At 28.4% G+C, this 21,906-nt stretch carries 18 protein-coding genes, 1 tRNA gene, 1 pseudogene and 1 CRISPR repeat array; of the genes and pseudogenes, 10 read left to right on the top strand and 10 right to left on the bottom strand.

The genetic code is table 11. The features are described from left to right. Position 1: 1 nt before the first annotated feature. The 5 genes from JM82_RS07400 (at position 2) to JM82_RS07380 (ending at position 3,743) form a co-directional block, all read left to right on the top strand. Positions 2–1,264 carry an ABC transporter permease gene (locus JM82_RS07400; protein ID WP_145002070.1) on the top strand — a complete coding sequence of 421 codons (1,263 nt, stop codon included), beginning with the start codon at positions 2–4 and terminating at the stop codon, positions 1,262–1,264. A 4-nt stretch (positions 1,265–1,268) separates the two neighbouring features. Then, positions 1,269–2,180 carry a hypothetical protein gene (locus JM82_RS07395; RefSeq protein WP_261375335.1) on the top strand — a complete coding sequence of 304 codons (912 nt, stop codon included), beginning with the start codon at positions 1,269–1,271 and terminating at the stop codon, positions 2,178–2,180. Between the two features lie 35 nt (positions 2,181–2,215). After that, a complete protein-coding gene (locus JM82_RS07390) occupies positions 2,216–2,752 on the top strand; it encodes a thermonuclease family protein (protein WP_145002069.1) in 537 nt (178 codons plus the stop codon). 11 nt (positions 2,753–2,763) lie between these two features. After that, positions 2,764–3,129, top strand: a complete 366-nt coding sequence (locus JM82_RS07385) for a hypothetical protein (RefSeq protein WP_145002068.1) — start codon at positions 2,764–2,766, stop codon at positions 3,127–3,129. 206 nt (positions 3,130–3,335) lie between these two features. After that, positions 3,336–3,743, top strand: coding sequence for a hypothetical protein (locus tag JM82_RS07380; RefSeq protein WP_145002067.1), 408 nt, complete (start codon positions 3,336–3,338; stop codon positions 3,741–3,743). A 113-nt stretch (positions 3,744–3,856) separates the two neighbouring features. Further along, positions 3,857–5,422: direct repeats of the CRISPR family, unit length 46 nt; unit sequence GTTGTGAATTGGTTTCAAATTGTATTTTTACGTGAGCAATCACAAG. 113 nt (positions 5,423–5,535) lie between these two features. Here JM82_RS07380 and cas2 read toward each other — a convergent pair. From cas2 to JM82_RS07355, 5 genes are all read right to left on the bottom strand, one after another. Further along, entirely contained in the window at positions 5,536–5,874 is a 339-nt protein-coding gene (cas2, locus tag JM82_RS07375) for a CRISPR-associated endonuclease Cas2 (RefSeq protein ID WP_145002066.1), read from the bottom strand. Between the two features lie 2 nt (positions 5,875–5,876). Beyond that, a complete protein-coding gene (gene cas1, locus JM82_RS07370; RefSeq protein ID WP_145002065.1) occupies positions 5,877–6,764 on the bottom strand; it encodes a type II CRISPR-associated endonuclease Cas1 in 888 nt (295 codons plus the stop codon). Between the two features lie 3 nt (positions 6,765–6,767). Then, positions 6,768–10,862, bottom strand: coding sequence for a type II CRISPR RNA-guided endonuclease Cas9 (gene cas9 / locus JM82_RS07365; protein ID WP_145002064.1), 4,095 nt, complete (start codon positions 10,860–10,862; stop codon positions 6,768–6,770). Between the two features lie 489 nt (positions 10,863–11,351). After that, complete coding sequence (locus JM82_RS07360) at positions 11,352–12,107, bottom strand: LytR/AlgR family response regulator transcription factor (RefSeq protein ID WP_145002063.1); 756 nt, start codon at positions 12,105–12,107, stop codon at positions 11,352–11,354. Next, positions 12,108–13,157 (bottom strand): hypothetical protein, encoded by a 1,050-nt coding sequence (locus JM82_RS07355; protein WP_145002062.1) that lies wholly within the window; start codon positions 13,155–13,157, stop codon positions 12,108–12,110. A 177-nt stretch (positions 13,158–13,334) separates the two neighbouring features. Here JM82_RS07355 and JM82_RS16370 point away from each other — a divergent pair, with 177 nt between their 5' ends. From JM82_RS16370 to JM82_RS07340, 4 genes are read left to right on the top strand one after another with little or no spacing between them, the layout of a single operon-like run. After that, positions 13,335–13,475 carry a hypothetical protein gene (locus JM82_RS16370; RefSeq protein ID WP_186439195.1) on the top strand — a complete coding sequence of 47 codons (141 nt, stop codon included), beginning with the start codon at positions 13,335–13,337 and terminating at the stop codon, positions 13,473–13,475. 51 nt (positions 13,476–13,526) lie between these two features. Next, positions 13,527–13,814, top strand: a complete 288-nt coding sequence (locus JM82_RS07350) for a hypothetical protein (RefSeq protein WP_145002061.1) — start codon at positions 13,527–13,529, stop codon at positions 13,812–13,814. Between the two features lie 14 nt (positions 13,815–13,828). Further along, complete coding sequence (locus JM82_RS07345) at positions 13,829–16,972, top strand: AAA domain-containing protein (RefSeq protein ID WP_145002060.1); 3,144 nt, start codon at positions 13,829–13,831, stop codon at positions 16,970–16,972. After that, on the top strand, positions 16,972–18,324 hold the full coding sequence (locus JM82_RS07340; RefSeq protein ID WP_145002059.1) for a hypothetical protein: 1,353 nt from the start codon (positions 16,972–16,974) through the stop codon (positions 18,322–18,324). Before JM82_RS07345 ends, JM82_RS07340 begins: the two co-directional genes overlap by 1 nt. 117 nt (positions 18,325–18,441) lie before the next feature. On the opposite strand, the pseudogene JM82_RS16535 reads toward JM82_RS07340, so the two are convergent. From JM82_RS16535 to JM82_RS07315, 5 genes and pseudogenes are all read right to left on the bottom strand, one after another. After that, a pseudogene (locus JM82_RS16535) lies at positions 18,442–18,626 on the bottom strand (XRE family transcriptional regulator); the annotation flags it as partial. A gap of 26 nt (positions 18,627–18,652) precedes the next feature. Next, positions 18,653–19,084, bottom strand: a complete 432-nt coding sequence (locus tag JM82_RS07330) for a hypothetical protein (protein WP_145002058.1) — start codon at positions 19,082–19,084, stop codon at positions 18,653–18,655. Positions 19,085–19,133: 49 nt separating this feature from the next. Beyond that, entirely contained in the window at positions 19,134–19,889 is a 756-nt protein-coding gene (locus tag JM82_RS07325; RefSeq protein ID WP_145002057.1) for a hypothetical protein, read from the bottom strand. After that, positions 19,886–21,235 carry a tyrosine-type recombinase/integrase gene (locus tag JM82_RS07320; protein WP_145002056.1) on the bottom strand — a complete coding sequence of 450 codons (1,350 nt, stop codon included), beginning with the start codon at positions 21,233–21,235 and terminating at the stop codon, positions 19,886–19,888. The genes JM82_RS07325 and JM82_RS07320 overlap by 4 nt, the downstream gene beginning before the upstream one ends. A 53-nt stretch (positions 21,236–21,288) precedes the next feature. Beyond that, positions 21,289–21,362, bottom strand: a tRNA-Met gene (locus JM82_RS07315). 142 nt (positions 21,363–21,504) lie between these two features. Here JM82_RS07315 and JM82_RS07310 point away from each other — a divergent pair. Beyond that, positions 21,505–21,891, top strand: a complete 387-nt coding sequence (locus tag JM82_RS07310; protein WP_145002055.1) for an START-like domain-containing protein — start codon at positions 21,505–21,507, stop codon at positions 21,889–21,891. Positions 21,892–21,906 lie beyond the last annotated feature (15 nt).

Below are 21,906 nucleotides of genomic sequence, written 5' to 3'. Positions count from 1 at the left end.
TATGGAAGTAATCAAAAATATATTTAAATTAAAAAATAGTGAGCCAGTCAATTCTGTGGCAGAAAGTACAGAAGAGGCTAGAGAGCAAGTGAGGATAACATATTATCAAAGTGGTTATGGAGCGTCTAAGAAAGCGGAGGGTAATCCAGTAACATTTGGAGTAGGTTTACATAACTTATTTAACACTTTTGAAAACCTTTGTAGAAAGCAACTTAATGAACAGAGGATTTTGAAACAACCTTATTTGGAGTCTCAGGAACGCGAACGTACGGAACTTAAAAAAAGAGAAACAGCCAAATCTATTTATGAAGATCAAATAAAAGTTATTGAAAGTTTGATTGATAAATCTAAATTTGAGATTATTGACGTAAAGCAACATCCTGATAAATATGGTATTGATTCTGATAAACGACCAAAAGCTCAATTTTATATTGGGTTATTTCTCTTGGTGCCAATAACAATATATCTTTTTGTTTTTTATATATCAGCAACATATTCTGCTTTTTTTAAGAATTTTGAAACTGATAGTTTATCTGCTGCAATTTTTGATGCAAACGCATTGGGTAAAGCTATAAATGATGGATGGTTAGAAGCTGTCTTTGTTGGGACTCTGCCTTTTGTTTTTATGGGACTAGGTTATTTAGTGCATATGTTTCATAAAATTAAAGGATGGCAAGCATCTGTTAAAATTGGATCACTGTATATTTTAACATTCATTTTTGATGTTATTTTAGCGTACTTAATAGAAAAGAAAATATTTTTATATGATGCTGTCCTTGGTCAACAATTTTCGCCTCAGGATGCTTTAAGTAGTGTTAATTTTTGGGGAATTATTTTTGCTGGATTTGTAGTTTATATTATTTGGGGGTTGGTATTTGACTTTGTAATGAAAGAGCATGAAAATGTAGATAAAATAAAGGTGTTTATTTTAAATCAGAAGGAAACAATAAAAAATTCTATAAAAAAGAAAGATGAATTAGCTATTCTTATTGATACAGTGCAGCAAGAGCTTACGGCTATAAAAGGAAAAATAACAGAATTACAATCAAAAATAGATGGTTTTATCTTTCCTGTTAAGGAGTACCTTCTTTATCATTATCAATATGTTGAAGGCTGGTATCAAGCAATTAATTCAGAATTGCAATTTCCAATAAAACAGTTAGATGAGATTAGAGAAAATTGTGAAGCTGTTGCTTCTAAACACCTTGATGTGTTAAATCTAAAAGGTATAGAAGTTCAGAATATAATATTTGAAAAAAAATAGTGCCATGATGAAACAAATAAATACAATTTTTTTAGTGCTTCTTGTGATTCTTACAGCCTGTAAAGAAGACAGTAAAGAATATAGCGTTGATATTGAAGAACGAACGGATAAAACGCTAAAGCGTAACTCTAACGATAATTTAAATATCAGCTTTTTATTAGACCTATCAGATAGGATAAGTCCTGACGAACATCCTAATAGTGCAATGGAATATTATCAAAGAGATGTAGCTTATATTAAATCCGTGTCTGAAGCTTTTGACATACATTTAAGAGGAAAAAAGGTTAGAGCTATGAATGATAAAATTCAGTTATATTTTGATCCAGAACCAAGCAATCAAAATATTAATACCATTTCTAATAATTTGAAATATAATATAAATAGAAAAAATGTAACCTTATCCGTATTGGATGAAATTAAAAATAACTATGCGACAAGTCCTAAAGCTATATATGATTTGGCGATAGCAGATAATAAGTATGTTGGATCTGATACTTGGCGATTTTTTAAGTCTAAAGTTAACGATTACTGTATAGAAGAAAATTACAGGAATATTTTAGTTGTTTTAACGGATGGTTATATCTATCACAAAAACACTAAAATTAAAGAAGACAATTTAACTACTTATCTAACACCAAGTTTTATAAGAGAAGTAAAACTAAATAGCAAAAATTGGGAGGCTAAAATAAATGATCAGCATTTTGGTTTTATTCCAGCAGCTCATAATTTGTCAAATCTAGAAATTCTTGTTTTGGGTATAAATCCTGATAATAAAAACCCTTACGAAGAGGATTTAATTAAAAAATATTGGAGTGATTGGTTTGATGCGATGAAAGTGGGACGTTATCAAATTAAAACATCAGCATTACCATCTAACATGGATAAAATTATCAAAGATTTTATTTTAAATAATTAGTTTAATGTATTTTGCTTTACCAAATCAAATAAAACATGCCTAAATTATTATTGTCAATATTATTTTTTACGTTTTTTTTAAGCTCTAATAGTAAGTATACAGCTGTTAAACCCACTATCATTACTGGTAAAGTAGTCAGTATTATGGATGGTGATACCTTTAAGCTTTTGACTAAAGACTCAACAACTGTAAAAGTAAGGTTAGCCAATATAGATTGTCCAGAAAAAAAGCAAGCTTACTCTACTAAAGCGAAGCAATTTGTGTCTAATGCTATTTTTAGTAAAAATGTAACCGTTCAAGTATTGAAAAAAGATAGGTATCGACGATTAATTGCAAATGTGTATTATGGAGATTCAATAAACCTCAATCATCAATTAGTTAAACATGGGCTGGCATGGCATTATGTTAAGTACTCTAAAGACTCTGTTTTGCAAAAATTAGAGGATCAAGCTAAAAATAAAAAACTAGGTTTATGGCAAGATCCTAATGCAATTTCTCCTTGGCAATGGAGAGCGGATAAAAAAGAAGCATCAAGATTAAGAAAGTTGAAAAAACAACAAGCTAATAATTAAATCTTGCCAAAATGAAGTCTTTAAAAATTATATTTTTTCTTATATCCTTTGCTTATTCTTTTAGTTCAATTGGTCAAACAGTTTATAAAACTAAAACAGGAGAAAAGTATCATAAAGAAAGCTGTAATTATTTAAAGTACTCCAAATTCGCAATTACTCTGGAAGATGCGTTAGCTTATGGCTATGAAGCTTGCAAAGTATGTAAACCATTATATAAAACATCAAAGACAGCTTTAAGTAGTAGTAATGCTAAAACGGACAACAACAATACACAAAGTAAGGTGAGTACTGCTTCGCAATGCACAGGCAAAACCAAAGCTGGTAAGCGTTGTAAGCGGATGACTAAAAATGCAAATGGTAGGTGTTATCAGCATTAATACTTGAAGTTTAAGACGTCAGTATCTATATTTTTAATATTAAGTTTGTATGCTTAATTCCACTTATTAAAGTATTCAAAATCCTATATTTTAAACACAATTTACTTCAATTACGGTTTTCCGTAAAAATAAAATAATTTAATAATTTAGTTTTATAGTGGTTTAAAAAATCAAACACTACGATTAAACTTAAAACACTTTATTTTATGAAAAATGCTTTTACTTTTATTTTGTTAATTTTTATAACGACAACAGTTACTGCGCAAATTGGTTTTACAAAAACTAAACTTATTGAATCGCATAAAGATTATAAAATGGATATTACAGATGATGGTATAGAATATATTACTTATACTCTTGAATTTGATACTTACAATCAATTTGTAGCTTGTTATTTGACAGAAAAGAAAGAAGGTGAAGAACAAATGTGCTATAAAGCTTTAATGATTGAGCCAAGTTCAGAAACTAATAATTGGATAAAATATTTTAATAATGAAAATTACGTCAAAATTGACGCAATGGTCTGGAAAGATTACGAACATTCTATTGTTTATAAAGTTTCTGTAAAGGACAGTAATTGTTTAGTTATTAAATATTTTGACAGGGAATTGTAAAGTATTATAAAATAAATAATACAATATTTTTAATTAAATTAAAGGAATCTCTAGCCAGAACTCATAATTACAATTAAATTGAAAACATGAATGATTATTGATATATGATTAGCACTAGAAATAGGTTTTAAATTGTATTATTATGTGAGCAATCACAAGAAATAAGCTACTGTCCTTTCTTGGTATATAGTTGTGAATTGGTTTCAAATTGTATTTTTACGTGAGCAATCACAAGATATATTTTTAACATAGTGTAAAACGCATTGTTGTGAATTGGTTTCAAATTGTATTTTTACGTGAGCAATCACAAGATGGCTAAATGGGTAAAAAAGTATAAATACGTTGTGAATTGGTTTCAAATTGTATTTTTACGCGAGCAATCACAAGATGAACAAAAATATATATCTGGTATCGTCTGTTGTGAATTGGTTTCAAATTGTATTTTTACGTGAGCAATCACAAGTCATATCCATAATGACTTAACAGATCGTTAGTTGTGAATTGGTTTCAAATTGTATTTTTACGTGAGCAATCACAAGATAAATTGGTTAAAGTGCAAAGTCAGATGTGTTGTGAATTGGTTTCAAATTGTATTTTTACGTGAGCAATCACAAGATTAACACCGCTTTTACGCTCTACATATGTGTTGTGAATTGGTTTCAAATTGTATTTTTACGTGAGCAATCACAAGCAACCTATTTGCTTTTAGTGGTAACATGATGTTGTGAATTGGTTTCAAATTGTATTTTTACGTGAGCAATCACAAGAGCATTTGTTAGTACGTTTCAATTAAACTAGTTGTGAATTGGTTTCAAATTGTATTTTTACGTGAGCAATCACAAGAATAAACAATGGGTATCAAAAGAAGATACAGTTGTGAATTGGTTTCAAATTGTATTTTTACGTGAGCAATCACAAGGATAGCAATAAAGATTATAAAATCACTATAGTTGTGAATTGGTTTCAAATTGTATTTTTACGTGAGCAATCACAAGTCTGTTTAAAGAAGCCAAAACTGTTAAATAGTTGTGAATTGGTTTCAAATTGTATTTTTACGTGAGCAATCACAAGAATACATTAAGGACCAAACAGGTGCAACTTGTTGTGAATTGGTTTCAAATTGTATTTTTACGTGAGCAATCACAAGAAGCACGAAAAGCAGTACGTCAACAAGTCAGTTGTGAATTGGTTTCAAATTGTATTTTTACGTGAGCAATCACAAGTTACTATTGAATCAGTATTATTGTCTGATAGTTGTGAATTGGTTTCAAATTGTATTTTTACGTGAGCAATCACAAGGTCTGTTAACACGTTATCTTCTACAACGATGTTGTGAATTGGTTTCAAATTGTATTTTTACGTGAGCAATCACAAGCTTTAAATCAATAGGGCTTTCAATAGAATAGTTGTGAATTGGTTTCAAATTGTATTTTTACGTGAGCAATCACAAGCAATACCATTTATACCATAATGCAACTTATGTTGTGAATTGGTTTCAAATTGTATTTTTACGTGAGCAATCACAAGAACTAAAAAAGATGGTTCAGGCGAATGGGTGTTGTGAATTGGTTTCAAATTGTATTTTTACGTGAGCAATCACAAGTGACTTATCTGAATTAATGATTGAAAAACAGTTGTGAATTGGTTTCAAATTGTATTTTTACGTGAGCAATCACAAGGTCAATCCCAATTTGTTGAGTAAACTCAATAGGTTGGGATTACTTTTTAGAATTCAAAAAATTACTTTTATGAGTATAAAAATAAAAGCTTATTAGGTTTTAATTATTCTATTTTAAAACAATTGTAATTGTTGGGTCGGTTTTGGTAAACCAACCTGTTTAATGCCATGAAATAATTCCATGTTACCAAATTGCTTGTCAGTAATTTCTAAAATACATACTTTACCATGTTCAGGTAAGCTAAGTTTTACTCTTTTAATATGCACTTTTGCATTTTCTCGACTTGGGCAATGTCTAAGATAAATTGAAAATTGAAACATTGTAAAACCATCATCTATTAATTTTTTTCTAAACAAGTTTGCAGCTTTTCTTTCCTTTTTAGTTTCGGTTGGCAAATCAAAAAAAACGTATATCCACATAACTTTATATGCACTATATTTAATTGTGGACATTTTTAATCTAGTTCAGGATATTTGATGTGTCTTAGCTCTCCCGTAAAACATTTATATAAGCTTGCAGTCGTTGTAGTTACAGCGATAAATAAAGGCCTTATTAAGCCATTAATGGACACGTCTTGAGTAGCAATGGTTAAAATGGTTGCTTTTGCAGTTTTGTTTAGATCTGTAGTATTATTGTTTGAAATATAATTGTAAACTAATTTATCAACAAAAGGTCTGTAAGGCTCCATAATGTCATCTGCTAAACAGTATGGATTATACTTGTTTTTATGAAAAATTCCTAAAACAGGCAATAATCCACTACTAACTAAAGCTCTAGCCACTATACTTCTTAAAACAGCATAACCAAAATTTAATAAATTATTTGGTGCGTCTCCAAAACGATGTCTAGAAAAGTTGCTAAATAGGTGTTTCCAATAATACTGAGCTGCTATACCTTCTCTATTTGTTGTATCCCCACTTTTAATTGTTAATAAATATGTTGTTAATGGTTCTGAATTTTTATTATGTAATGTTAGGAGTGCTTTTTGGTTTTTTATTTTCTGTTCAACGGTTTGTTTCCATAATTGTTTTTTTAAAGGCTCTGATGCTGCTATTTGATATTTTACTCGTTCAGAATATTCTGAATGTCCAAAAATAGGCAACATCATGCCTAAAGGTAAATGATGTTCATCACAAGTAACTACAACTATATTATTCCCTTGCAACTTTATTAAAAGCTGGTTAGAAATTGTTATTTGATAATGGTCTAACATTATTATAGCAATATCTTCAATTGGTATAGTTCCTTTTATCTCCTTAGTTTCAGGTTCCTGAACGACCAATTGTTTTTGTTTTAATTTTAAATAGGATGGATTACCAATATATATCGTTTGTTTTATCATCTTTTAAAATTCTCCTATTTGAACAATCATTCCTAGATGATTAGTTCTTATTTTTATTATATTCTCTATATTATTTAAGCCAGTTCTAATAAAAGATATTCCTTTTAATTCTTTATTATCTTGAATAGTTGTTTCTAGATGATGTCTAAAAAAATAATCTTTAGTAGTTAATTTTTGGACTCTAAATAAATATGGACTTACTAAAGTGTAGTTTTTCTTATCTAGTAGATCTATTTCATCTAAATTTAAATCATCACTTGGAAACACAAACATTTCGTTTTGTTTCATAGTAAACAAGAATTCCCAGCCTAAACTTGTATTGTATTCTTTATCAATTATAGGTAACCCTTGATTTACTCTAGCGACAGCCTCATAAAACGATACCACTTTTTCGTGTAATTTACCTTTGTTATCTTTATAAATTGCGACATGATGGTTATTCCCTGTACTTACAAAATCTACAGCTTGTTTATTACCATTTTCATCTAACATTTCATTTCCAAAATGATCTTTTTTATAATGTAAAGGTTCTGCATTAGCAACACCTGTTATAGTGACTTTTTTAATAGTAATTCCTCTTTCTTTATTTAACCAGATGGGATTTTTGTCCAAATCAGCAAAAGCTTCTTTTGGATTTGCTCCATATTCTGCTAGTCTAAACTTTAATATTTCTCGTGTTTTTTTATCCACTATTTTATTTAAATCTTTTTCCGTTTTAAAATTGTCTGGTGAAACAACTTTACGAATAGTATAGATTTTTTCGAAACAAAAAACTTCTGTTAACGGTAAATCGTTATAAAGAATAGGGTCTTTTTTTATTGTTTTAGAGTCAAAAGCAATTTTTGGGTTATTATTATATTTATGTAAATGCTTTGCTACAAGAGTTTTTAAGTTATGGTTAATAATTAGATTTAAAGTGTCTAGGTTAAAGCTTTTATTCAGTTTTATTGGTTTTTCCATTTCTCTTTTAGAGGTGCCATATACTGTTTCTTTATGTAGTTGCCCTCTAGGTGTAAGCTGTGATTTGATATTGAAATTATCTTTACCTTTTAACTTAGATTTATTAACGTTTTTAGTTACAACCTTGTTTTTATTTTTATACGAAATTAAAACAGACTCTATATGCTTTTTAGCTTCAACCCTAAAATTAACCATTGGAGGTATAAATTTTCTCTTTTTATTTCCAATTGGATCTTCGTAAATTTTAGTAATAGTATTTTTAATGGCATACAATACACTTTCTTTGCTTCTAGATGCATTAAGATTATTAATGTAGTTAATATGATTATGTGTAGTAAAAGCAACTGTAAGTGCGTCCATTGCATGATGCCTATGGTCATTCCTTTTTGTCCAATCTTTTATCACCTCAATTTTTTTATTACCTTTTCTTTCTTGAATTTCTGTTAGTCCTAAACTTCTATATTTAGGTAAATTAAGCTCTTTCATTACGTTTATTAAATCCCAGTCACCACGTAATTTATCTGTAATTCTACCAGATGTTGGAACTACATTTTGAAACACTTCAAATAGCATACTTTTTGCTTTTTTAGAAATATACTGGGTGTTAACTAAATCTCGCGCAATAAAATCTGTTGGTAAATTAGCGATGCTCATTAAAAGCTTCCTGTATTTTCCTTTGCTTATATCTCCATTTTTATATAAATTTTCTACCCTTAATTTATAATTATTAATTTCTTCATTATTATATTCTTGTTCTATAAAATCTAAAGCTGTTCTATCTGCTTTTTTTAGATTAACAGCTCTGTAGGCAAGTGTTTTGTTGGAAAAGGAATCGTCAAATAAAATAGCTTTTGGTATAATATGTTCAATATCTATGTCTTTTGAAAAGATATTTTCTTTTGGAATGTATTTGTTTGTAAATAAGCTCTTATGTCCATTGTTTTTAAGTTCAAGCCACAGCTTATATCGTACTAAATCATTTTTAGTGGGAGTAAACCCAAATTCTTTTTTAATTAAAAATTTTATGTCGTCGTTTACTTTGGTTGCAGAGTTTATAAATTTTGTAGTTTCTTCTCTTTCTTTTGCAGATTTTTTTAAATCTCTAGCTAGTTCAATTCTTATTTCATCAGGCTTTCCGTATTCATCAATAATTTGATTTACTACATTTACCATTTGATTTAAAATTTTCTCTACAACTGGGTTTCTTAAACTGTTTTTATGTAGTATTTCTAATTTTGGTTTTAAAATTCTTTTTTCTAATTCTTCTTTGGTTAGGCTACTAGAATGGTTGTATCCTGCTAATGCACAAGACTCTGAATAGTCATTACCTTCTTGTAAAAAAGGAATAATTTTACGAATAGCTCTAGAGGACAAACTACCGTAATCTTCTTGTAAAGAAATATTAGCTATCATGGCAGCATATTCTGGTTTAAAACCATATTTAGTATGAAGTTTCTTTTTTAGAGCTACATTTGAGTTTCCATAAATTAATCTGTCTTTCTCTAATATTTTTGTGTCATCTTCAGCTGAGTATAGTAAGTGCCATAATTGATAACTGGTTTGTTTGTCAAATGTTTGGCCTTCTAAATTGGCGTCAAAATTTAAAATAGTAGCATCAATATTTATTTGAGGTAAAATGGATTTTAACTCTTCTTGTATTTCTTTTGCATTTTTCTTTTCCCAATCAAAACCATAGCCTTCTTCTGTAGCGATATATTGGTAAATGTTATATAATGCCTTGTTTGTATTATTGCCTTCTAGTCCTGTTGTAAAATTGCTCTTCCAAGTGGTGTCTAAATCACAAAATTTTAATATGTCTTTTTCTGTTAGATTTCCTCTCAAATTTAATTCTTCAAAAAGAGAAATTCTTAAGTCTTCATCTAAAACAATTTTTTCTTTTGTTTTTGTGTTTTTAAATTCTAAATTATTTAAATTTTGCCAAATTTTGAACTCTTGAAATAATGGAGAAGATTTAGGAATAGCTTTATGTCGTTTTTCAAATTGACAATCAGAAATAAGATGTTTTTGAGATTTTAATTTTCGTTGATAAAAAATTACGACATCACGAATTTCATTTTTTAATTCTGAAGTTAATTCTGAGTAATATTTAGCTTGTTCTTCCCAAATTTGTTCAAATTCATCTAAATAATCTTGTCTATAAAAAACTTGATTCCTTAAAGAAATATGATTGTTCTCTTTTATTTGCCTGTATAGATTTTGGCCAACAGTTTCCTTTTTAAAATATAATTCTTTACTTCTGTCGCTTATAGCACCAAGGTATCCACTAGATTTATTTAAATCATTATTTATCTCCACTAAAACATAAGAAACCTGATCTATTGGTAATTGATTAGTTGTTGCTTCTGATCTCCATTTATAATGTTGTAATTTGATGGCATCTCTTTTTCCTTTGTTCTCAGCGGTATAAATACCATGAATAGCAAGAAATCTCTTCCTAGAGCTTTGTTGTCCTTGTCCTTCAAGTTTCTTGTACATTTCATCATTTAAAATATTAGGATAAAACTGTTTTTGAAAATCCCAGATTGTATTAAATTCATTCTGTAAATCAGAGCGATAAAAATCAGGAATATATTTTTTTTTATTTAAAAGTTGTTGATATACATATTGTCCAGGTGTAATTTTATTTTCATATAATTCTTTAGCAATTGACATACCATCAATAGCATTTCCCTCATCTTCGCTTTTTGATTTTCTACTACTTTTATAACCTCTTTTTTTGTTAATTGAAAATAACACCCTTGCTAATTCTTTTAATTCTATTTGTTGGTTAGGTGCTTTAGCTCTTAATCTTAAAGTTTCATGAGTCGTGTTATATCCTGTCTCCGTTAAAACTGTTTCTTTCTCGATTATTTTATTTTTTAATAATACCTCAAATAAGTTTTCACGTCTTTGTTTATAACGTTGTAAGTTTCTTCTAGCACCTCTGTTTAGGGTTCTATCTGCATTTGTAGAAATTGGTTTTCCTTTATCAAAGTTTGTTTTTTCATCAATAGAAAGCGGATTAACTCTAACTCCAAGTTTAATGATTTCTGAATTTTCACTTTCATTTTCAGCTTCATTTACTAAAGCCCAACCGATTGATGTAGTACCTAAATCCAATCCTAATATTTTTCTCATTTGAAAAGAGTTTTAATTTTAACTAAAAATAAAAAATTAATAATTAGCCACTTTACGGAAAACCGTAATTAAATTTATTTTTTTTAATATATATTTGTATAACAATTTGAAATCAATTCACAATAAGGATTATTCCGTTGTGAAAACATTTAAAGCGGCATGAAAATGTCGCTTTTTTTATTATGTTATGGATAGAATTTATTTTAGTATGACGGTTGGTAAATGATTGATTTTTAGTTTCTAAAGGATGTCATAGTGTATGAAATGAGATTAAATCATTTAAACCTTGGGTTGTACTTCTCAGAAACGATTTAAAAATTAAATTGATATAAAAGGTAATTAATGGAAAGTATGTTGATGCAAGAGGACTAAATTTTTAACTACACAACTACAGTATCGATTCTTATAAAATAGTATCGAATTGTTGGACATTGGGGAAAGATAAAAACGGTAAAGCGTTAGATGAGTTGATGAGGTAGTAAGTGAGTTTTAAATACCAAATATAGATCGTATTTTATATACGATTCCTTTTTTTTCCTTGTCTCCAATGAAAAGTGTTTCTTCACAATCCAATAACTCAATTTTTTTGTTATTTCTATTATCAATTTTAGATAGATTAACAATAGTGCTTTGATTAATTTTTTCAAAACCATAAGGTTCTAATTTTTTCGATAGGTCGTTAATGCTAATTCTAACATTAGTTACAATGACATCATCTTGAGCTCCAAAAAAATGGACACAGTTTTTATTAGACTGATATTTTTTTATGTTTCGTGATGTGGAAATGTAGTATGTTTTATCAGGGTAAAAACCAATATCCTGATTAACTCCAATTGCGAGTGTTAATCTCTCACCTTTTTTAAATGTTTTTTTACTGCTTACTTTTCCAATCACCTTATTTTTAAGGATGACCTCAAATTCTTCAACCTCAAAAGGTTTGCTTAAGTATCCAGAAATATCTAAACTATTTATGATTTGTTTCTCATTATTAGTTGTTGAGGTTAAAAATATTATTTTTTTGTTTGTCGCAATTTTTTGAGCTAATTCTATACCATTATAAACAGGCATGTCAAAATCTACAATAAGTAAATCAAAGTCGTCTTCATTTATATTTTGATAAGCCTTTTTAGAGCTGTCATAACTTGCTATATGTTTTAACTCATAATCTTTTGATAGATTATCAATTTTAGTTTTAACACCTTTTAAAGTATTAGGATCATCATCAACCAATATATATCGTATCATTTAGTTTAAGCTTAAGGTTAATTCAGATAAATATTGATTGTTTGGTAATGTTTTATGTTCCAATTTGCTTTTTGGATAATAGGCATTAAGTAACTGCTGTAAAGCATTCAAACCAAAGTTAGAAGATTGAGAAACTTTACTGTCATAATCTAAGCGTTGTTCTGCACTATTAACCAAGCAATAACTTAATTGTTTGTCGTCATTTTCTTTTAAAATAATACTAATAAACGAATCTACATTATTTAAGGCGCCATGTTTTAAAGCGTTCTCAACAAACGGAAAGAAAAGCGTTGGTTTAATCTTGATACTACTATTTTGTTCTGAGTTTAACTTGTTACTAAAATTGATATTGGTATTTGGTTTAAGGTATTTAATAAGATCTAAAAACATATTAATATGTGCCAGTTCTTCTTCAAGGGTAGTGTGTTCTTTATTTAAAGCCGACACATTATAATCTAATAATTTAAAAATATTTTTTAGTGCTTTTATTGGTGGTACTTTACTTTTTTTCTCACCTCTTTTATAATTTATACCTAAAAAGGATTTGTAGCTATTGTCTGTTTCCTCAATGTCTTTGTAAATCTGGCTAATTACATTTTTAATAAAATGAGCACCAAGTCGTGTATTGTTAGCTTCAACGTTTTTATAGTCGACAAAACGCTCATAAGCTCTTTTTTGATAGTTATTTGTTTCTTTATGTTGTGCTATCTCTTTTTCTTTTTCACTTAAATAAGAATAGAATTTTTGCTTGTAATCTTCCATTTCTTTTTCTAACTGAAAAATTTCAGTAACCTTTTTATTCAGTTTTCTTTCTAAAGATTCTGTTTTTCTGAGTTGTTGATCAAATTTCGAGATGTTTAATTGCTGAGCATCTAGTTTTTCTTTTAATAATCTATTGTTTTTTCTAAAAGAACGCTTCTTATAAAGATTGTACCAATTTCTTATTATAACTAAAATTAATACGCATAGTAATATTAAAAATGCGCTTCTTAGTAATTCTATTTGCTCGGTTAATGCGTATTGATTATAAAGTACTGAATAGCGATTCATTTAATTACAGTTGGTGCTTTGGTTGATATTATATCCCAAATAAGTAGGTCAATATCCCAAATATAGTTGGTCTGTCACAAATTAGAAAATTTAATTGTAAACATCTAGATATTTACAGTAATAACAAGGGTTTAGCAAGGTGCTGAGCTTTTATAAATCTAATTAAAACCAAAAATTATGAGTAATTCAAAACAAAACAATCACAAATCAAATCAAGCAAATTCAAACAAAGGAACATCTGGAAGTAACAAGGCTTATAGTAAAGTGCATGGTAACAGAGGAAAACAGTTAAACCCAAATCAAAATTCTAAGAAGTAAAACTAACCAAATCTCATCCTTTTGTTAAGGATGAGATTAAAACCAAAAATCATGAAAATACTAAATTATAAACAAAGCCCTCATTTTCAACAGCGCTTAACACAGCGACAAATAGATCCTTTTCTAGTTTCTATGTGTCTTATTAAAGGAGATATGAAAACAATGGCGAGAAACAAAGTAGAGTATGTGCTTCATAAAGAAAGAATTATGCAAGCCATAGAACAAGGATATCTGTTAGCTAGAGATTGTCTTGGTTTGACAAGTTTAACAGTAGTGACTAGACAAAATATATTAATAACAGCTTTTGCTAAGTTTGGAGATACAGGGATTAACTGTTAAATAAAAATAAAACAATGATTTTAGACAAATACCAACTATATGGAGAAATCCAAAACAGAGGTTATTCATCAACCGCCAAAGTAACAGATGAAAGTGGAGAAATTTATTTTATCAAATGGATTAAAGGAATTGATAAAAATTCACAACCGAGTAAAATTCTTAACAATAAATTACGACACTTAAAAAAAGCAGCCCACTCTTCTCTTCCGAAAATTATTGAATATGAATGGGACGAAATCCAAAGTGCTTATTGCATCATATTTGAAAACAAAAACGCAACTTCTTTAGAGGAAAATGTTTTTGAAATCAAACCAACGCATTTTTTAAAAGGAATTGAACAAATTGCAAATTGTTTACAGCAATTGCAACAAAAACATAAACTAACTCACGGAGATATAACACCAGCAAATATACTTGTAGATGAAAACTTTGATTTTTACTTAATTGATTTTGGAATTTCAGATATTTCTGCAACATTAAGTCAATCACAAGAACTAGAAATTTTCGCAAAAGAATTTGCGTCACCTGAAAAATGGGATAGAAAAATCCCAAAGGGATTTTCCTATCAATCTGACATTTATTCTATTGGTAAAGTTATTGAATGGTATTTTGCAAAAAATGATATCAACGAATTTGAAGAAATTAAACAGTTAATAGATAAATCTTGCGAAAAACAACCTAATGAGCGACTTAATTATATTCAATTTATTGAAGATCTTATTAAAATCACTCAAAATAATTTATTTAATTCCGATTACTACATCTATACTTCAGGAGAAAATAATGAACAACTAATTAATGAGTTAAATGACAATAACAATAAAATTGAAGTTTGGAGTAATTCTAAAAATGAAAACATTATTCTTCTTGATATAATTACTAATTCTTTTATCGCGCATTGTTTATGGATAATAGATGAAAATGAATTAACAATTCGTAATTTCTGTAACAAGATAGAAGATGAAAACAAATATTCACGAGTTTCAAAATATGGAAAGAAGTTTAATGTTCCATTAACTTTTACTTCTCAATACCACCAAATTGATTATCATAACCTAACGCCATTTTTAAAAAAAATACAAAAAGAAAAACAACACGAGAGCGAGTATAGAAAAGGAAAAAAAGAAATTACTAAAGAATTAAAATTCTTTAAAGACTTACTAACCAGAGAAATGCAAGTTTTAGAAAAAAACTCATTAAGGTTACGTTATGTAGGTTTTGAGAAAAAAGGAAATTATGAAATTTCATTTAAAATTCAAGACAATGAGAAATACAGCAAGAACGGCTTAATCTTCTCTCACATTGACAAGGCAACGCCACCAAACCCAGAAGATTTTGAATTTATCGTAAGTGAAACTGCCGATAAAAAACAAATGAAAGACCCAATGGAATTTTCGGGAGTTGCTTATGATTTCAATACAAAAACAAGAATTCTAAAATTTAAGGATTGTGAAGGATTAGATTTTGAAAAAATCCCCAAAAATGGTTACATATTTGAAAATATCAGTAAACAAGAAGAGGAAAAGAAAAGACAATTAGAAGCAATACGAAAAGTAGAATATAATGAAGTTCAAAATAGAGATTTAATACATTACGTTTTTAATCCTACTGACTTGCAGGGCAAAAATCTTGAATTTCAAGAACTAACAAATGTTTATCAAACAGACGAAAAAGGTAATGACTTTGTATATAGTTTTAATCAACAAAAAGCAATACTAAATGCAATTAATAGAGAACCTTTAACAATTATTCAAGGTCCACCAGGAACAGGAAAAACAACTGTTATAACAGAAATAGTATTTCAAATATTAAATAAAAATCCTGATGCTAAAATTTTAATCACTTCTCAAACAAATGATGCAGTTGATAACGTGTTAGATAATCTATTGGAAAAAGAGATTCCAATTGTTCGATTAAGTGGTATTAGAAAACCAAAAGTAAGTTTGCAAAAACATACTTTAGACAGAAAAATTGAGGGTTGGAAAACTGAGGTTAAGAAAAAAGCGAAATCAAATTGGAATTTATATAAGTCTGAATTTAAGAAAGAACTTAAAAACGAAAATTTGATTATTCAACAAATATTTAAAGATTGGTTAGCAACAATTAGTTCGTTAGATGAAAATAGTAATATAAACCAAAAATTAATAGATAGCATTAGAGTAATTGGTGCAACAACTAATCATATCGCATCAAAAAAATATCAAAAATATAATTTTGAATTTGACTATGTAATAATGGACGAAAGTGGAAAAGCAACCACAGCAGAAGCATTAATACCAACAGTTTTAGCCCAAAAATTAATCCTTGTTGGCGACCACAGACAATTAAGACCAATGCTAACTGCAAATCGTGAAGTTGAAAAATGGTTGAGGGAAAAATTCAAAACTGATACAGACGAATTTGATAGTTGGGATGATTACTTTAATAGAGCAAGTTTGTTTGAACAGGTAATTACAAAAATTGATGATGATTATAAAAGTCAGTTAGAAGAATGCAGAAGAAGTTCAAAAGACCAAGTTTTACTAACTTCAAAATGTTTTTACGAACCTTTTGGAGATGAAGCAATCAAACCAGTTGAAAGACCAAAAGAAAAAGAACATAATCTTGATTTAAAGATTGATAGCTCAATCATATTTCTTGATATTGGAAATTCTTATAAAAGTGAAATTGACGGAAATGGTTCGTCAAGAAATAAATTAAGTGCTGAATTAATTCCAGAACTTCTAAATGGATTAGATAGGTTTGATAAAGTAAAGAATTATACAATTGGTGTTATCACAGGTTATTCTGCACAAGTAAGAGAAATAAGAAAAGTTGTAAGAAATGAAATTGATTATCGTAAACTAAAAAATGTAAAACCTAACAATGTAGTTATATCTGTTGTAGATAAGTTTCAAGGTTTAGAAAAGGATATTATCATTTTTGATTTAGTAAGAAGTCAGCAACAAACATTAGGATTTTTATCTAATGCAAATCGTATAAATGTTGCTTTATCAAGGCAGAAAAAACTATTAATTATTGTTGGAAATTTAGATAGCATATTAAGTGCAAAACCGCCAAAAGATTTAGAAAACACAAATCAAAAACCAGCATTACAAAAATATTTAAGTGAATTGAAGAAAGACTGGATTGTTAAAAACGTAAAACAAATATTTTAATGGACTTACAAGAAATACATAAAAAGTTAGACAAACAATGTCCAAGCAATTATAAGATAAATGAAATTATCCAATTTGCATATCCTTATAGACGAGTTCGAGTAAACGCAACTGTAAATAAATCGCCTGAAAAATCAATACAACAAGTATATTCAGTTTTTTTAAGAACAATAAAAGCGGGCTATAATAAAGAAGAACAAATAATTAAATTTTTAGGTCTTAATAAAGAGGATTTTATATTAAGAGAATTATACTTTCTACGTGAAAGAGGTTTTTTAGATTTTGTTTCAGGTATTTGGTTAGTAACCGAACAAGGAGAAGAATTTGTAAAAGATAATAGTATATTAAAAATTCTTGAAGAAGAAGAATTTGAATTTTTAATTGATGCAATATCAAATCAAGCGATTGAAAAGAATTTCAGATTATTTAGCGATAAAAACATTGAAAACAGATTAAATCCAGAGATTGATTATTCAATAAAAAATCCTGAATTACTTAAAAACAAAAACGAACAACTTTCTGACATTTATAAAAGAGAGAATAATGGAAAAGCATATTTAGTAGATTACGACAAGTCAAACATTAAGTTTGATAAAAAGGAAAATCACGATTATTATTTGATTGAATATATTCCAATAAAAGAAAAAGAAAGTGAATTAGAACCATATATTGAAGTTAGAAATACAGATAAAGATGTTTCGAAAGAAAAACGCCTTTCAAAATCATTATCTGAAAAATATCCAAATGTTATATATCAATTTACAACTTCCGACAGAACAAGTTTTGCAAGAATTCAAGAAGAAAATAACAGTGAACTTATAGAAGAGTTTAAAGTAACTGAAAACGAAAAAATGATAACTGAAACGCAAACACTTTCGGTTTGGGAAACGCAAGAGCAATTTTCAGAAGCATTAAAGACGGTTAATTCAAAGATTTTAATAGAAAGTCCTTGGATAAAACGTGCAACACTAAAATATATCAATAGTATTGAAAACGCTTTACAAAGAAATGTAAATGTGGTTATACTTTATGGAATAGAAAGTAATGACGAACATCATTACGGAACAATTGAAAAATTACGAAATTTAAAAAAAACATTCAAAAAGAACTTTCATCTTATACATTTACCTACTCATTTTGAAGAGCAAGGAAACTATAAAATGACAGGAACGCACAGGAAATTGATAATAAAAGATGATGATTATTACATACAAGGAAGTTTTAATTTTCTATCTTTTAATAAAGAAGAAGGTCAAAAAATAGCAAATGAAGAAAGTATTTTAATTCCTAAGAAAGTGAATGAAAAATGGAAGGCGATTTTTAAAGAATATAAATTAGAAATGGTTAATTAATGTAAATTATCTAACACCCAGATCTACTACATAACATATAGTAACCAAGACGAAGCAGTAGCAACTTACAAGTGTAAACTAAATTTGAACTCAGACAAAAAATGCATTATTACTACACGAGCCATCCATCATTGGTAACATTGAGTCTCCTTTTATAGGAAATGCACGATGTTTTCCTTTAGGTAGAAAAGGTAGTTTTGTTTTGGAAGTTACTCAATATATTCAGGATCATCATAGCCTGCTAAACATCCAACCGAAGTTTTAGCAGATACGATTTCAATTAAATTTTCATTATCATTATCATCAAAGATCCTAGAAATATATAGTTTTAATTCGTATTTAAATACACCACATTTTTTGTGTCCATATCATAAAATGGAGATTGACCAAATTGATTTTTTGCTAAATTGTTTATAGGAAAATAACGTCTAGTGAATAGCGCTTTTAAATCTGCAATATCTTTTTTGGTTGCAGGTTTATTTTCAGATGAGGTAAGTAAAGCTTTTAAACCATCTGCTAGTATATTACCAGCAGCAGCATTTCCAATTCCAGCAGCACTAATAGATTCACTTTTTGGTTGTGGTGGAGTAGTAGTTGCGCTTATATTGTCATTTTTTAGTTGAGAAGATGGTAGTGTATTCGATGCAGTTTTTCTATAATGGTATGCTTTTGATCGACAGGTATTACTGCAATATTTTTGCACACGTCTGCGTGTTGGTTCAAACTCATTATGGCAATAATCACAAGTATAATGTTTCATTTTTATAATTTAGCGTAAAACAAACGTTTGTTTTACGCTAAATTATAAATTATTCCTGAATATTAAAAATTTGATTTAATATAGCTTTTTCCGCTTGTTGCTCTGTAACTAATATTTTTTGTTTTGGTTTTACAGTTTTACTAGCCTTGTATTCTGCTGTTTTTTCTAATAAATTATCAATAAATGCTTTGTTATAAATAGGATGCTCTTTATTTATAACAAGTCCTGATAATTTTTCGCTTACAGTTTCGTCTATATTTGATTTAATGTTTTTAAAGTTAGTTTTAATTAGCTGTAAGACATTTAATCTATCTTCAGGCATTAATTCTGGATTAGGATAAAATTGTTTAATTAAATCTTCAAAATGTTTTCTGTAAGTGTTGAACTGAATATTAAAAATACCTCTGACTTTATTGTCTAAATTCTTAATTTGATTGGTGTTATTTTTAATCCAATTAGTAACAGAAAGACAACATTCCGCTTGTACATAATATTGATCTAATAGGTAGGAGAATTCAAACTCATTTAACTGGCTTTTTAATTGTAAAAGATCAAAAATGATTTTACCTAAATTAGTCATTTGGTTGATGTACTTTGTACCATCAGTATCAAAGTCATATTCAAAAATGTTCATAGGTTCACCCACGATTAGCAATTTTTGATCAAAGGTGTTTTTCAACATTTCTTTAGTGCTTTCGTCTAAAGTTTCTAATTCAAAGAAAATATTAGGCACAAAAAACACTAGGTTATTCCATGTTTTAAATGACAACTCAGTGTATGTTTTATGTAAATCTAATTTACTCATTTGTTTTTTAGCATATCAGAATAATCAGTAGGTAGTTCCGCATCAATATCACGTAAATATTTTTCTAAAGCCGACATACTTAAATGACCTGTAATTAACATTAATTTACTTTTTGCTTCAAAAGGAGAAGACTCCTTTACTAAAGCTCTATACAATTTAGTGATATAAGTATGCCTAAAACTATAAAGCCCATAATCTATACCCAAATCAAATTTTTGCTTGACATTTTTTTTAAATCGTTTAGAGTAAAAATCACGTCTGTTATTTAGTTTGGCATCCCAATGACCTCCAATTTGGTCTCCTGCAAACAATAAATCATCAGGATTAAATTGTGTAAGATCTGGTAGCTCTTTCCAAAGCAACTCAGGAATGATTTTAGTTTTTAGGGGACTGTTTTTTGCTTTAAACTGTATCGTTTTATTAGCAATATTTATATCCTTTATTTGCAGTCGACAAACTTCTATTGGACGTAAAAAATTATAGGATATAAATTTTATAAATAGCAATAAGACATGATCATTGTCCTCTAAGTGTTTAAAAATAGCCTCTTGAGTTTCTTGAGTATAAGTTTTATTTCTATTAGGAGTTGTCTTTAATGTTGGAATTTTTTTGACAAAATTTGACTTAATTAATTCGTTATCCTCTAAAACTTGAATAATACTACTTAATTCTGTTCTATAATTGTTTCTATTTCTTGCGCTTGTATTTTCTAAAACGCTATTTAAAAACTCAAAAGTGATCTTTTTTGTTAATTCATCAATGTTTTTTATGGATGGATGAGTCGTGTTAATCCATTTTAAAAAAACATCAATACGGTTTTTATATCCTCTAAAAGTTGTCACACTTACGACCTGTTTTTTATAATTAAGAGCAAAGTCAAAAGCCTCACGAATTTCCATTTTAGGCTCTTCAACTTTTTTCTCTATTTTTATTGGAGTAGTCTCTATGACTTCTTCAATTACTTTTATTTCAGTCTTAACTGGGTTTAAAGTTATAACAGGTTTTTCTATTTTCTTATTTAAACTAGAGTGCAATTGGCTATTATCTGCAAAAGGCGAATACCCTTGTTGTAAAAATTTAAGCAGTGTTTTTCGGTATTGAGTTAAAACTTGCATACGATCTTCTTTACTTCGATACTTATTTGCATCACCATAAAAGGGAGTGATACGTTTTAATTTACCTGTTTTTGGATTTCTATAAGAGAAATAAACGTACCAACGCTTCGATAAATCACCGTTAGCGTCGTAAATTTTAGGTGTTGAAAATTTCTTTTTTGTGTTCAAATCGTATGCATTATCGTATTCACTTTCGTACGCAAATGTAATAATCTGTTTAAAATTAAGCATAAAAAAAACGGTTTAGAAGACTAAACCGCTTATTTACAATCGTTTTACATTTGTAGCGAGAAGGGGGCACGATCCCCTGACCTCTGGGTTATGAATCCAACGCTCTAACCAACTGAGCTACCTCGCCATAATTTTGAGAGTGCAAATATATAAACATTATTCTTGTTGGCAAACATTATTTTAAATAAAAATTTTTATTTGAAATATTTTCTAAACTTATTAATTAATGTATATATTGGACAAAATAAAATTTACAAGACTACAATTAAATGGAAGATAAAATAAAGTACGAGATGGAGTTTGTTGTACATGCTTCACCATCATTACTATACCAATATATATCGACACCTTCAGGATTGTCAGAGTGGTTTGCTGATAACGTAAATTCTAGAGGAGAATTATATAAATTTATTTGGGATGGTTCTGAGGAGCAGGCTAAATTAATTACAAAAAAATCTGGCGAGCGTATTAAGTTTAAATGGTTAGCGGATGAGGATGAACCATATTTTTTCGAAATAAAAATTCAAGTAGACGAAATAACAAAAGATGTATCAATAATTATTACTGATTTTGCTGAAGAAGATGAAGTTGATGAAGCTAAAATGCTTTGGACTAATCAAATTTCTGATTTAAAACAAGTATTAGGTTCTGCCTAAAAATAAATACATTTA

The organism is Olleya sp. Hel_I_94 (assembly GCF_007827365.1).
Taxonomy (GTDB): Bacteria; Bacteroidota; Bacteroidia; order Flavobacteriales; family Flavobacteriaceae; genus Olleya.
This window is presented reverse-complemented; position numbering and strand designations above follow the sequence as displayed.